Origin of the sequence: Lacimicrobium alkaliphilum (genome assembly GCF_002591895.1) — a bacterium.
Lineage (GTDB): Bacteria > Pseudomonadota > Gammaproteobacteria > Enterobacterales > Alteromonadaceae > Lacimicrobium > Lacimicrobium alkaliphilum.
This window is the reverse complement of sequence record NZ_NISX01000010.1, coordinates 109865-123316: the sequence shown is the minus strand read 5'-3', so window position 1 is coordinate 123316 and position 13452 is coordinate 109865. Positions and strand designations below refer to the sequence as shown.

At 49.1% G+C, this 13452-nt stretch carries 13 protein-coding genes; 5 read left to right on the top strand and 8 right to left on the bottom strand.

Annotated elements, in window-relative coordinates; translation table 11 throughout:
- The first annotated feature begins 119 nt into the window (after nt 1-119).
- Complete coding sequence (gene nlpI / locus CDA54_RS11270) at nt 120-1016, top strand: lipoprotein NlpI (RefSeq protein WP_099035117.1); 897 nt, start codon at nt 120-122, stop codon at nt 1014-1016.
- 6 nt (nt 1017-1022) lie between these two features.
- Nucleotides 1023-2513, top strand: a complete 1491-nt coding sequence (locus CDA54_RS11265) for an SEL1-like repeat protein (protein WP_143452283.1) — start codon at nt 1023-1025, stop codon at nt 2511-2513.
- On the opposite strand, the gene CDA54_RS19590 is transcribed toward CDA54_RS11265, so the two are convergent.
- Nucleotides 2510-2668, bottom strand: coding sequence for a DUF5655 domain-containing protein (locus CDA54_RS19590; RefSeq protein WP_268235323.1), 159 nt, complete (start codon nt 2666-2668; stop codon nt 2510-2512). The two genes, CDA54_RS11265 and CDA54_RS19590, sit on opposite strands and share 4 nt — an antisense overlap.
- 49 nt (nt 2669-2717) lie before the next feature.
- Between CDA54_RS19590 and CDA54_RS11260 the strand changes: the two genes are divergently transcribed.
- From CDA54_RS11260 to CDA54_RS11250, 3 genes are all read left to right on the top strand, one after another.
- Entirely contained in the window at nt 2718-3962 is a 1245-nt protein-coding gene (locus tag CDA54_RS11260; RefSeq protein ID WP_099035115.1) for a glycosyltransferase, read from the top strand.
- 288 nt (nt 3963-4250) lie between these two features.
- On the top strand, nt 4251-4775 hold the full coding sequence (locus tag CDA54_RS11255; protein ID WP_099035114.1) for a cytochrome b: 525 nt from the start codon (nt 4251-4253) through the stop codon (nt 4773-4775).
- Between the two features lie 122 nt (nt 4776-4897).
- Nucleotides 4898-6544 carry a methyl-accepting chemotaxis protein gene (locus tag CDA54_RS11250; protein ID WP_099035113.1) on the top strand — a complete coding sequence of 549 codons (1647 nt, stop codon included), beginning with the start codon at nt 4898-4900 and terminating at the stop codon, nt 6542-6544.
- A gap of 20 nt (nt 6545-6564) precedes the next feature.
- Here the strand turns inward: CDA54_RS11250 and CDA54_RS11245 are convergent, their stop codons facing one another.
- From CDA54_RS11245 to CDA54_RS11215, 7 genes are all read right to left on the bottom strand, one after another.
- Entirely contained in the window at nt 6565-7071 is a 507-nt protein-coding gene (locus CDA54_RS11245) for a SprT family zinc-dependent metalloprotease (RefSeq protein WP_099035112.1), read from the bottom strand.
- On the bottom strand, nt 7064-7681 hold the full coding sequence (locus tag CDA54_RS11240; RefSeq protein WP_099035111.1) for a 1-acyl-sn-glycerol-3-phosphate acyltransferase: 618 nt from the start codon (nt 7679-7681) through the stop codon (nt 7064-7066). The genes CDA54_RS11245 and CDA54_RS11240 overlap by 8 nt, the downstream gene beginning before the upstream one ends.
- Before the next feature lie 103 nt (nt 7682-7784).
- Nucleotides 7785-9650, bottom strand: a complete 1866-nt coding sequence (locus CDA54_RS11235) for a choice-of-anchor I family protein (RefSeq protein ID WP_099035110.1) — start codon at nt 9648-9650, stop codon at nt 7785-7787.
- Nucleotides 9651-9755: 105 nt separating this feature from the next.
- Nucleotides 9756-10619 carry an AraC family transcriptional regulator gene (locus CDA54_RS11230; protein ID WP_099035109.1) on the bottom strand — a complete coding sequence of 288 codons (864 nt, stop codon included), beginning with the start codon at nt 10617-10619 and terminating at the stop codon, nt 9756-9758.
- A gap of 139 nt (nt 10620-10758) precedes the next feature.
- A complete protein-coding gene (locus CDA54_RS11225; RefSeq protein WP_099035108.1) occupies nt 10759-11472 on the bottom strand; it encodes a LytR/AlgR family response regulator transcription factor in 714 nt (237 codons plus the stop codon).
- Nucleotides 11469-12503 carry a sensor histidine kinase gene (locus tag CDA54_RS11220; RefSeq protein WP_099035107.1) on the bottom strand — a complete coding sequence of 345 codons (1035 nt, stop codon included), beginning with the start codon at nt 12501-12503 and terminating at the stop codon, nt 11469-11471. Before CDA54_RS11220 ends, CDA54_RS11225 begins: the two co-directional genes overlap by 4 nt.
- A 3-nt stretch (nt 12504-12506) precedes the next feature.
- Nucleotides 12507-13439: a serine hydrolase domain-containing protein gene (locus tag CDA54_RS11215; RefSeq protein WP_099035106.1), complete on the bottom strand. Its 933-nt coding sequence runs from the start codon at nt 13437-13439 to the stop codon at nt 12507-12509.
- Nucleotides 13440-13452 lie beyond the last annotated feature (13 nt).

Below are 13452 nucleotides of genomic sequence, written 5' to 3'. Positions count from 1 at the left end.
TGGATGCCATTTTTGTCTGTACGCTAATTGATTAGAATTTTGATACACTTATCGTCTTTATGTTTGCTCCAGTTAAAGCAACTATAATCTCTTCATCAGAACAGGCACAATGATTAACTATGCAATGTTTCCGAACCGTTTTCACACTCATACTCCTGCTGCAAATAACCGCCTGTACTTCGGTTAATCACAACCAATACGGCAATGGTCAGATGGGCAATCTGGTGCTTGTGGAACCGCTGCCAGCTAACATGCGCAGTCAGATGGCCCTGGCGCGTTATAATCAGATTCTGGGGCAGGTGGAACTGGACGACAGCCAACGGGCTGATCTGCTTTATCAGCGGGGTACGCTGTATGACAGCGTAGGGTTGTCAGGTCTGGCTCAGTTTGATTTTTCCATGGCACTGAAACTCAAACCAGATATGGCTGAAGCCTACAACTATATGGGCATTCATCATACTCAGAATCGCGAATTTCTTCAGGCCTATGAGTCGTTTGATGCCACCCTGGATATCGATCCGGAGCATGATTATGCTTTTTTAAATCGTGGTATCGCTCTGTATTATGGGGGGCGTCCTGAATTGGCGGTAGATGACTTACATCGCTATTACCAAAAAGATGAACAGGATCCGTACCGGGCACTGTGGACCTATATCGCGGAGTCTGAAGTCGATACTAAAAAGGCGCAGGCAAACCTTGCTGCCAGTCGTAAGCAAATGCGTGAACAGGAATGGGCCACGCAGCTGGTAGATTTGTATCTGGGGAAAATCAACGAGCGGCAGTTATTGGCTGGCTTGTTGGTGAATATCAAGAATCAGCGAGAACTCGCAAACAGGCTGTGTGAGGCCTATTTCTATCTGGGTAAGTACCATAGCGCACGTGGTGAAACGGCGGTGGCTTCGAATTATTTTAAACTGTCACTCAGCACCAATGTCTATGAATTTGTGGAGCATCGCTATGCCAGACTCGAGTTGGAGCTTATCCGCGAAGATGTACTATCAGACAGCCGGCGTTAACAGCAGGTGAAGTCATTTAAAAAACTACGCCTGTTCATCATTGCAGGCGCCGCGATGGTATTGCTGGTTTCCAGCGGGCAGCGATACCTGCCCCTGTTAATTCAGCAAACCGATTCACCTCATGCCCTTTATCTTGGCGTGTTACTCGGATCAGAGCCGGCGCTAGAAGCCTTGTCCGGATATGCCCGCGAATCCGCAAATCCTTACTGGCTTGAGATAGTCGCAGAGGCCGGCGATGCCGGGGCTTATTATATTCTGGCGTTAAATGAAGGGAATGAAGCCCGGCATATTGCATTATTAAATCAATCTGCTGCAGGGGGATACGCTAAAGCGCAGTATGAACTGGCCTTATTAACCGATTCTGCACTGAAGCGGATTGAGTTGTTAACCAGAGCCGCACATCAGCAATATCTTCCGGCGACGATTTCGCTGTATCAATGGTATCTGCATCAGGGGCAGGTTGAAAAGGCACTGCCCTGGCTTGAGCAGGCTGCATCACAGGACGCCGACAGTGCGCTTATCCTGGCCAGACAACAATGGCAGAAAGGCCAGTACACCCAGGCCAGACAAGGCTTTAACCAGGCGAGCCGGTTGGGTAGCCCAGAGGCCACAGAGTATGTTTCCCTGATTGAAAATTACTGGCCCGCAGAGCAGGGTAGCGGATGGGGGCCAGAAACCGTCATTACCACAGGGCGGCGATGTGCTATGCACATTCAACCGGTGGTCACATCGCTGGAAAACATGCGCCAGTTGATGAGCCTTGCAGAAGAATTTCACGATGACAAGCGTCTCTCTGACCTGCCGGTGTGTCTGCTCAGACCCATCTGGTTGTCAGATAATCAGCTTAATTGTGATGCCAACTGGCAGGGAAACCGGCGCCTGGGTTGTGATGCTGCGAAGTTAGCAGAACTGCCGCTGGATGATGAGTTGAGCCATATCCTGGTGCTCGCCCCACAAGGTAAAGCCAATGTGCATAATGGCATTATGTACCTGGATTTAACCGACAGCTATTCGGTGTTTGTACATGAACTGGCTCATTTTGCAGGCTTCGTGGATGAGTATCCTTTATCCAGCGAGCTGGCCGGGCAGATGTGTCATCCAAACCTGCAACCACCTAATCTGATTTATACCCTGTCTGAAGAAGAGCTCGCCCAAAAAGTAGACAAATGGCGCCAGGCTAATGTTGACTGGGAACTGGCTAAGTCCCGTACCTGCAACAATCATCCGTTGCAGGCGTATAAGGCCAGTAGCCGTTTAACCTTTATGGAGTATCACGACCAGGCCTATATTCCCCCGGTTTATCTGGCATTGTGGAAGCAACGATTAAACCGCAAACATTACCTGTTGCCGGCCCATATCAATATTGCCCAGGCGCTGGAGCAACAGGGAAAATTTGAGCAGGCAAAATACTGGTGGAAAAAACGGGATGCATTTTATGGCATGCTCCCCTTAAGTGTTGACAGCAACCTTAACGGCAGTGCGGCAGCACCGGATTAACCGGCCTGAGCATAGGCCTGCTTTAACCAGCTGAGTACTTCATCATCGGGCATTGAGGATTCAGTGATCTGAATCCTGTGGCTGCACATGCTGCCAAAAGGGCCGGATGTTTCAAGTCGCCCCTCAACAGGTGTGTTACCCATTAGCAAAATCAAAGATAGTCTATTTTGGCAGGAAACTCCCTATGGCATATAATCCCCGGCCATGAAAACAGCACTTATTATCGGTTATGTCTGGCCAGAGCCGGCTTCCTCAGCCGCAGGCAGTCGTATGTTGCAGCTAATCAAAAGCCTGCAGGATGCAGGTTATCAGGTAGTCTATGGGTCACCAGCGCAAAACAGTCCTCATGCGGTGGACCTCAGCAGCATTGATGTACAGGCTATATCACTGAACCTTAATTGCAGTAGTTTTGATACGCAGATTGCTCAGATGCAGCCTGAACTGGTGATGTTCGATCGCTTTATGATGGAAGAGCAGTTTGGCTGGCGGGTAGAAAAGTACTGTCCTGAAGCCATAAGAATACTGGATACCGAAGATCTGCACAGCCTGCGCCATGCCCGGCATCAGGCACTGAAACACAATACCGAAGTGACAGCTAAGCAGATTTACTCGGAGTCGGCGATACGAGAAATCGCTTCTATTTTGCGCTGCGATATCAGTCTGATTATCTCTGAATATGAAATGCTCTGGTTAAAGAAGTGGTTTCAGCTGCCTGACAATATCCTGCACTATTGTCCCTTTATGCTCGATGCTGAGCGACAAGTACCAGGTGAGCCTTTTCAATTGCGCCGGCATTTCGTCAGTATTGGCAATTTTCGTCATCAACCTAACTGGGATGCGGTGTTGTATCTTAAATCTGAGATATGGCCACAAATTCGCAAAGCTTTACCGCAAGCTGAGCTGCATATCTACGGTGCCTATCCGCCGCCTAAGGCCACGCAACTGCATAATCCGAAACAAGGCTTTATGGTTAAAGGCTGGACCGAAGATGCACTGAAGGTTGTCAGTCAGAGCCGCGTTATGCTGGCTCCGCTGAGATTCGGCGCGGGTTTAAAGGGCAAGCTCATTGATGCAGCTATGACCGCTACGCCGGCGGTGACCAGCAGTATTGGCGCAGAAGGGATCTATGGAGAGCTGGATTCCGGCTTATTGATTGCCGACAACACTGAGGAATTTGTGCGCCAGGCTATTGATTTGTATCAGCATTCACAGCAGTGGCAACCACTCAGCGAAAACGCCAGTGAACTGATCGCAAAGCGCTTCAGTGCTAATGAGTACAGTGCTAATTTAATCCGGAGAATTGAACGGCTTGCAGAAACCCTGCAGCAGCATCGTCTGGATAATTTCTATGGTGCCATGTTGCGTCATCATAGTATGAAAAGCACTCAGTATATGGCGCAGTGGATTGAGGCCAAGAATCGCTTGTGTAATACCAATCCGCATAGATAATTGCTCACTCAGCGAGACTAAAATGTTCTCTGGCAAGGCATGGTCCTGAAAGTTTAGTGGGCCTAAATTGAGGGAGCATAACGCCGCCAGCGGGCATTTTAGCCTCGCCCAAAGGGAGCGCCCAGAAGGGCTTATCTCTGTGTTGGCGCGTCTTGACGTAGAACCACTATGCCTTCGAAGCGCCGCCTTGATCTAAGCCCTTCTGGCTCGCTCTGAGAGGGCAATTATCTATGTGGATTGGTATTAATGCTCCGCTTTAATCATCTAACTATTGGAAAAAGAGGTTTTATGCTCATTCAGGATACACAACAGGGCTATGGCGTTGTCAGTCGTTTGTTCCACTGGCTGATGGCGCTGGCTCTGCTCTGGCAATGTGCCACTGTCATTACCAGAGTGGCGCTGGAAGACTCCTCGCTGGATGAGTTTTTATGGGCCACCCACAAACCCTTGGGCTTTTTGCTGATGGTGCTGATTGCGCTCAGAATAATTTGGGCGTTGATAAGCCTGAGTCGCCGTCCGGCATCAATTAGTGTGCTGGCGAAATATGGGCATATCGCTTTGTATTTGTTAATGGCGGCGGTGCCGTTTCTGGCGCTGTTGCGTCAATATGGCTCTGGTCGGGCCTTTGAGCCCTTCGGGTTACCGCTGATGAGCGGTTTTGAAGGACAGAAAATAGAATGGATGATGGCACCCGGGAGTTTGTTGCATGGCTGGCTGGGCTGGCTGTTATTTGTCATGATCGCGGGCCATATTCTGATGACCATCCGCCACTCCCGCAGCGAACAGGAACATGTCATTAAACGCATGTGGTAGTGATAACTAAGGAAATGGATCAACTCATTAAACAGATGCGGGGCATCTGTTTAATTGATTAGCCGGCAGCATCAATACAGGTATAGTGCGCAGCTCAAACATTGTCCTGATAGGTGTAGTCTATGTTTAGCTTTTTGTCGGCTTTAACTGTACGAGCGAGGTTGTTTTTAGGCTTTGCTCTGGTATTGGCAGTAATGGTTATTGTGACTGCGGTCGGTATTAATAACGTTAATTATATTGATCGTACTTTGACTGAAATGACGGAAGTCAATGCCGTCAAACAGCGACATGCAATTAACTTCCGGGGCAGTGTGCATGACAGAGCCATTGCCATCCGGGATTTGGTTATGGCCCGGGACCAGCGGGAGACTCAGCAAGCTGAGCAGGATATTCGCCGCCTGGAAGTCTTTTATCGTGATTCTGCAGGCCTGCTCGATAAGCTAATGGATGCTGGCAGTGATAATGTGGAGCGTCGCATTCTCAGCTCCATAAAGTCGTTAGAATCCAGCACTTTGCCGGTCATTGAGCAGTTGATCGAGCTCAGGAAGGCTCAACAGCATAAACAGGCTACTGTTTTATTACTGGATACTGGCAGAGAGCTATTCGTTGAATGGTTGGCGGTGATCAACGAGTTTATCGATTATCAGGAGCAGCAGAACCAACAAATGACCAGAGAAGTTCGTAATGAGGCGAGCGGCTTCTCTAAGCTGATGCTTGGGCTGCTGGCTGTGGCCGTTATCATGGGGCTGTTTGTAGCCATCATCCTTAGCCGCGGCTTGTACCGTTCTTTAGGTGGTGAGCCGGATAAAGCAAATGAGAGTCTCTCCTGCGTTGCTGAGGGAGACCTGAGTCGTGCTATTGATACCAGATACAGAAAAAGTGTTTTAGGCTATCTCTCAAACATGCAGGATATTCTGCGTAAGACTGTATCGGGAATTATGGCATCAGCGTCCGATGTGGGTCAGCAGACAAACCAAGTGGCAGGAAACTCCAGACAAATGCTCAAACTCTCCAGTGAACAGGGGCAGAGCAGTAATCAGGTGGCCGCAAGCCTGGAACGGGTAAGAGAGAAGATATACAACGTGTCTGAGCTGTTACAACAGACAGAGGAAAACTCTCAGACCACTCTGAATTCTGCGCAGATCGGACGCCAGACTATCAACGAAACCGCCGGTGAAATTGAAAAGATTTTCGCTGCGGTCAGTGCTGCAGTAGAGCAAATTCGCAGGTTACATCAGCGGACAGGATCTATTTCCAATATTACCAATGTGATTAACGGTATATCGGAGCAGACCAACTTACTGGCATTGAACGCGGCCATTGAGGCCGCCAGAGCCGGCGAGTCGGGGCGCGGTTTTGCGGTGGTAGCCGATGAGGTGCGCACGCTTGCGAAGCGTACTGGAGAGGCAACCAGCGAGATTGAAGCTGTGCTGTCTGATGTGCTCAGCCAGACCAGCAGTTCCGTTTCGGCAATGGAAAATACCTTGCCACAGATTGAGCACAGCCAGGTGTTAGGTAACAAATCTCGTGAATTGCTGTCGACCATTGAACAACAAGCCAGAGATTCAAAATCCAGAGTTGCTGATGTGGTTTCTGTATCCAATCAGCAGGTGGAAGAGGTTAAGAATTTGCTGGAACAGATGCAGGGACTGACTGATATGATCAGTCAGTCACAACAAGCGCTGCGACAAAATAATGAGTCTGTTGAAGCTCTGGATAAACTGGCGTTGAGTCTGCAACAACAGGTGGGCTATTTCCGGCTGTCCTGACAGGGGGAAGCGTATCGAGCTTAAGCTGCCTGCAGCTGTTGTCTGCAGGCGCGGCAGATATATTTCACACCCTGCCTGACTTTGTTATGGCGGCGAATGCTTAAACTGACAGGGCCGCAGTTGCAGCGGTAGCTGAAATGCCGGCCTTGTACACTTTGTATATCCATCTGATGGCAGGCACTGCCTCTGAGGCCAAAAATGGTCCACATCAGGGCTTTCCACTCTTGCCCATGGGGCTTTATCCGGCCCTTTTTGCTGCCTCTGCCGTAAAGCTGCCAAACCAACAGGTGACAGAGTTCGTGGGGGATCACCTCGCGTATAAATTCATCCAGGTTTTCCGTCAGCAAGACCGGGTTAAGGCGGATTTCGTAGTCCTGCAAACGGGCACTACCGGCAATACGGCCACGCTGCTTAAAACTGAGTTCAGGCAGCGCAATATCCCTTTGCAATATATCGCTGGCTTTGGCAACGGACTGCTGCAGGCACTGGTGTGCCTGCTGTCTGATGTGGTCGGTGAGTTCAGTCATGGTCGATACGATGTTGTTTATCCCATAGCTTTTTGACCGGTGCTGAAAGTTTGTGGGGGTGGCGAGGGGTCACGCCGGCAAAACACTGATACATTCTGTGCATGTCGGCCTCAGGGTTATCGCCCGGGTGCAAAACCAGTGGGAAGGTTACCTGCTTTTTTACATAGTCGGCCGTGGCCAGCACTATGGGGACACAGGCCTTGCTGGCTATATGGTAAAAACCGGTTTTCCAGCGGGGTGCGCTGGTTCTGGTGCCCTCAGGGGTCATGATCAGTACCAGTTTCGGGTATTGAGTAAACAGAGCGGCAGCTTGTTCTACCACTCCGGTACTGCGGCTGCGATCAATGGGAATACCACCGAGCTTGCGTAACACCGGCGCTAATGGCCACTTAAACAGGTTGTTCTTGATCATTATTCTGCTATGCACGCCAAGGGTTGTAGCGCTTAATATGCCCAGTACCCCATCCCAGTTGGAAGTATGAGGGCCGCCAACCACTATGGCTTGTTCCAGATCCGGAAAAGGGGACACCTGCCAGCCTGCGAGGTGCAGCAGATAGTTGGCAGTGCGCTGGCCAAAACCAGCAGAGCTGTTATTGGTTTGTTCAGTCAAAACAGAGACATCAGATGGCTGAATCAGGATAACGCGGACTATAGCATTTTTAACAGTAAAAAGGAGACTGAGGCTGCCAGTGCAGCCTCAGATATTGGACAGGTTAGTCTGCTTCTGTAACCTGATAGACAGTCACAGTACCACTGACCTCATTGCCTATTAGCAGCAATGGGTTGCCATTCGGGCTGTCTTCGGCGGCCACAAATTTAATGCTTTCGGGCCCGAGATCTCCGGCGTCAGCAATGTGTTCGCAATCCATGCCTTCGGCCGGATCGCAAGGATTGGCCAGGTCGTCATCCAGTTCAAAATCGAGGCTGAAATCCCGGTTGTTGTAATGGCTGACAAAGGTCGCCTGGAATGGGTTTGTGACATCGTACACAAAGAGATCACCAGAGCGTTCCTGGCCGATAAAGGCATAGGTTCTGCCTTCAATCTCTCCTACATCGATGGCTTCCGGCTCGCCGCCTTTATCGTCAGAGCGATTGTCGCCTTTGTTCTCGGTGTGGGCACTGTTGAAATCGTTCCCCAGCACTGCCGCAGCAATTTTTTCAAACTCATCCCCGGAGTCATACACCAGATTAATATTCTGATCCCAGATGCTGAACGAACGGGCACCATAAGCATACAGCGCCTCATAGATGCCATCGTTGTCGGCGTCGCCCAATACTGAGGTCACTTTTAAACGGCCCAGACCATCATTAGCACCGGTTTCATCATAAAGGGACTGCAAAGACACCGAAAGCTGCATATTCAGCTCATCCGGATCGATAATATCTTTTACACGAACTTCTTCAGTAAACGCATCCCAGTCGCGGGAATCACCTTCGTTGGCTGAAACGATAAAGGTGGCGCCATTCCATTCATAGGCGGCGATAGAATCGGGCTGATACATGCCGTATACGCCGGGCAAACGACGAAATGCAGGCACTTCATCTTTATTGGTGAAATCAATGTCGTAATCGGCCCAGTCTTTAAAGCCCAGCGCTTTGACTTCGATGGTCATATCCTCAAGATCGATAATGCCAATGGCGTTATTGTCCTGAAGTGATACAAAGGCTTTTTGGCTGTCAGCAGCAACGGCAATATACTCCGGCTCCAGATCCTGGGCCACAGTGGTACCCACAGGGCCGGCAAACTTAACGCCCGCGGTGCTGAGCAACTGACGACGTTCGCTGTCGGTATCAAAATCCTCAGCATCGAGTAAATCGCTGCTAAAGGTCATATCTGAGGTCATGTTGATGGTCATGGCAAGATCGGCCGGCACGCTATCAGTGATGCTGACCACCGAAATGCTTCCCTCCGGGTCGAGATTGTAGTCGGTATCCGGCTCGCCTTCGTTGGCTACCAGAACCTTGCTTCCATCAGGAGTAAAGGTAAGCATGTCGGGCAGAGCGCCTGCGGCCACGGCTTTGACAAAAGTGCCTTCGCCCAGGGCATCAAGCTGGTAAAAAAGCACGGCGCCAATGGCGGTTTTTTCACTGCCTGCAACGGCAATAGCCAGCATATCTTCAAAAATAGCGATGGAATTAGCCTCGCCGAGACTAAGTTCGGTTTCAGTGCCTTGATCATTGGCAACATTGACGCTTTGCGGGAAGGTAAAGGCAACAGAAGACAGGCTTTCATCGCTCAGTGGACTGCCCACAGAGACCGTGGGGATATCAGCCAGGGAGATCACCTCAATCTGATTTGAAGCGGCATTAATGGCAAAGGCCGAGGCGGATGTCTGATGAAACTGGACGATTTCTGCGGCGGATTTACCGTAAACGCCTGTGGCAAAACGACCCACGACTTCAATATTCAGCTCCCTGGGTAGCCCCTTACCGTCTTCACCAGAGATGCCTTGCTCTCCCGCCGGCCCCTGTTGGCCGATGGGGCCAGCTGCGCCCTGTTCGCCGTCATCACCTTCCAGCACGCAGCCGCTAAGGGCAGTGATTAAACCTAAAGCGATTATTGAGTGTTTGAATTGCATCGTGTTTTCCTTGTGTTTTGTGATCCCACAAGAATAGGTATGCAAAGGTTGCAGGCCGATGACTGCCGGATGACGCTAAGGTGATGTTTTTATGACAGCATCTGACTACCTTAGTGGTAAATAAACGTCCGTTATCATTTCGCTTTCTTGCACTTCCGGGAAAAAGCTGACCCGTTCGAAGAATAGGGGATAATCCCTGATTTCATAATCTGAATCTGACAACCATTGTGTATAGAGATAGTTCACCACCTCACTGATAGCATCGTCACTGCCGATATGACGAATCACCGCACACTTCCCAGCGGGAATAACGCTGTTGCCGATGCCATGCGCATTATCTGTAATGGGGCTTGTTATCGCGCAGCATAGATCAAAACGGTAATCCTGTGGTGGCGTAGTCTGAGGATCATCGTATACCAGATTAAATGTCCGGCTTTTTGTAGGGGGCAGCTTATTCTCTTTACGCCACTGAATAAATTTCGCAATGGTTTTGCCGAGTTGACCCGGATCTCCCCGGTGCTCAGCTACGGCAACGGGGATCTCAGGAAAATCAACGATTTCCACATTGAAGTCAGACCTATCCTGCATAAGTTTTTTCCTTAGCTTAAGTAGCGGGTCATACTGTGATTGCCAGAGTGTCCAGTCAGGTGATTTCCTGAATTCGGCCGGATTAAGCCCGAAGTGTTTTCTGAAAGCCCGGGAAAACCCTTCGTGACTCGCATACCCGTTGGATAACGCGATATCTATTATCTTATGCTCTCTGTAGGCGAGTTGAAAAGCGGCCCGCTTAAGCTTCAATAACTTAACCAGTGACATCACCGGCAATCCAAAAAAAGCAGAACATTGCCGGTGAAAATGGTAGCGAGACAGATTAGCAAGCTGACAGAGTGTTTCAATATCCAGCTCATCAGGCAGGTTATCCTCGATATATTCAATAACCTTATAAAATCGTGCGGGGTAAGATGACACTCAGCTTTTCCTGTTTTTGTGATGTACTAACAGCCTATAGATTTTTGAAACTCAAACCTTGACCGAAATTGCTATATTTTTGGTGTCTGACACCAGTACGCACAGAGAGTCATTCCCAACTGTTGATAACAAAAACGTTTCATAACCCCCATCGTTGCTTAAACTGCACCGACTGCCGTCTGGAGACATCAACAGATAAATGACCAGAGAGGTCAAAAATAAGGCCATTACCGAGCGAAAGTTCGATATTCGCTATAAACCTGGTGTTGACTATCCAGCTTCGATTGGCACGAAAAAAGTACCTTGCAGGCAGCCGCTTCTCCAGTTGAGACAGGTTTTTATAGATCAGCGGTGCATGGTGCTTTTCATGCCCGTTGATAATTACTTTGCAGTAATTGCCTATCGCTTCACAGGCAATAATGTCTGCTACCTGAACCAGAAAGCAGCGCTCAGAGTCTTTTACAAAGACCTGACTGTCGGATTGCAGGCTCAGTTGTTGTTCTTTCTCATAGCCGGATATTTTGTTCAGTGCACAAGACAGGCGCTCAGTTGTGACAGGTTTTAACAGGTAATCCGTGGCATTGAAATCAAAAGATTTCAGCGCATATTCTTCGTACGCGGTAACAAAAATCACATAAGGCAGGCTGTCGAGTTGCTCCAACAAAGAGAACCCGTCGCCGCCGGGCATATTGATATCCAGCAGCAGTACGTCTGGCTGGTGTTCTGTTATTATCTGCAGAGCATCGCGGGTATTCGCCGCCTCAGTAATAAGATCGATACCGCCAATCTTGTTCAATTGTTCTTTTAGCTCTAAACGAGCAAGGCGACTGTCATCAACTATCAGGACTCTCACTGAACGTATTCCAAAGGTAACTGAATATGGGTCAGTACCCGATTATCGATGACGCAAAGCTCAACAGCAGCCTGTTTCTTATACAGCAGTTGCAGCCGTTGCTGAATATTGCGCAGTCCTATCCCGGTAGTGTCGCTATTGCGCCGGATTTTTCCGTCATTAAATAATCGGATCACTAATTGTTGTCCGTTTCGGTCAATAAAAAGATCAATCTTGCCACCATCGGCTCGCTGGCTGATACCATGCTTGACGGCATTCTCAACACAGAGTTGCAGTAACATTCTTGGTATCAGCGCTTGCTGACAGCCTTCGTCAATTTTTGCAGAAAATTGTAAAGCCTGTTCAAACTGAATGGAACACAACGCGACATAGTCCTGCACAAACTGCATTTCCTGACACACTGGTACCTTTATGTCTGACTGGCTGCTCAGACTATAGCGCAGCATGTCTGCCAGTGAACTGAGCATATCACGGGCTTTTTCCTGATCCTCCAGAATCAATGCGCGGATATTATTAATACTGTTAAATAAGAAGTGAGGCTTGAGCTGGTTTATAAGTACATCCAACTGACTCTGCTGTAACAGCTCCCGGGTTTGTTTCAGTTGTCTGACTTTCTGAATGGCAAAATATATGGCGCTCCACAGCAACATCACTGCCAACATGTTTACGACATTGCCCCAGAACACCCTGCTGACGACCAGTGCTCTCTGACTTGCCGGAATTGGATTACCGAAATCTGTTGCTGAAACAATAAATACGCTGGCAATCAGAACCAGTGTGGCAAGGGAGGCGACTAATACGCTGCCCATGATTAAGGACGAGCCCTGTACCCAGACGGAGCTGAATAATAAATACTTTTTATAAACCCATCTCAGTAGATGAGAGCCGGCTGCTGTAAAGATAATCAGAATTGCGGCGTACAGGAACTCAGTGTAAATCAGTAGTGGACGCGCAAGAATCATCACACAAAACAGCAGATACACTGCGGTCCATGAGATCAATTGTAGTGGCCAGTATGAAGCGAATTTCATTTATTAGTCTTGTTGTTTATTGAGTTGCCTGAGTATCTGAAATCCCGGGACACTGACATCTTTGGCGATATTTGTCAGGATCACAACACCCGCCTGTGTTTCCGGAGTAAAGCCAACGTAAGCAGAAAACCCCAGCGTCTGGCCGCCATGAAAATAGCTGCCATCATCGCTAATCATCCATCCCATGGCCATGCTCTGTTCGCCATCGCTCAGTGGTGTCAGCCAGATTTTCAGGGCCTGAGATGCTTCATAACCTTTAAAAATCCTTGCGATCATCTGCGTCATGTCACTAACACTGGCAATCACGCCACCGGCACCGGCCATGCTGTCAAATTGCCAGTTAATGGTTTTATCTCCGCTGATTAAATGCCCGTTGGCGAGCTGGCTGAAGGTTTTGTCTGCAGAAGCCACATCCGCATTTTGCATACTAAAAAACGGGAAAACAGCTTTTCTCATCAGCATTGTATAGCTATCCGCATATCTGGATTCGGCTGCCAGGGCCAGTATAGCGTAGCCAAAGTTGGAATACTGAAACGACCTCTGAGCGGGTTTGACAGAGTTGACCGCCAGGAGTAACTGCTCTTTATCGTAGTCAGCATAGGGGTTAAGGATGCCAATGTGCGCAAGGTTGGGCGGAAGCCTTGGTAAACCCGATTGATGTGTAATTAACTCCGCCAGTGTTATCTGTTTCAGAGTATTGGCAACGTCGGGAAGTAATGACGATACCGGCATATTCAGCCTCAGAGCGCCTGAGGCTGCCTCACCGGCAAACAGAAATGCAGTCAAAGGCTTTGATATGGAACCGATTTCAAACGTTGTTTCTGTGCTTACCTTTATGTTGTTGGCAATGTCGGCATAGCCATGTACCAGATAACGGATGTTGTTATTTTTGATCAGGCCGATGGCAGCGCCATGGCGATTAAAATACCTTTTCATCCATGGCCTTAAA

Bases quoted from the DNA above. Each gene is read 5' to 3' on its own strand.
- nlpI (WP_099035117.1), top strand. From the start codon at position 120: ATGCAATGTTTCCGAACCGTTTTCACACTCATACTCCTGCTGCAAATA.
- CDA54_RS11260 (WP_099035115.1), top strand. From the start codon at position 2,718: ATGAAAACAGCACTTATTATCGGTTATGTCTGGCCAGAGCCGGCTTCC.
- CDA54_RS11255 (WP_099035114.1), top strand. From the start codon at position 4,251: ATGCTCATTCAGGATACACAACAGGGCTATGGCGTTGTCAGTCGTTTG.
- CDA54_RS11250 (WP_099035113.1), top strand. From the start codon at position 4,898: ATGTTTAGCTTTTTGTCGGCTTTAACTGTACGAGCGAGGTTGTTTTTA.
- CDA54_RS11245 (WP_099035112.1), bottom strand. From the start codon at position 7,071: ATGACTGAACTCACCGACCACATCAGACAGCAGGCACACCAGTGCCTG.
- CDA54_RS11235 (WP_099035110.1), bottom strand. From the start codon at position 9,650: ATGCAATTCAAACACTCAATAATCGCTTTAGGTTTAATCACTGCCCTT.
- CDA54_RS11220 (WP_099035107.1), bottom strand. From the start codon at position 12,503: ATGAAATTCGCTTCATACTGGCCACTACAATTGATCTCATGGACCGCA.
- CDA54_RS11215 (WP_099035106.1), bottom strand. From the start codon at position 13,439: ATGAAAAGGTATTTTAATCGCCATGGCGCTGCCATCGGCCTGATCAAA.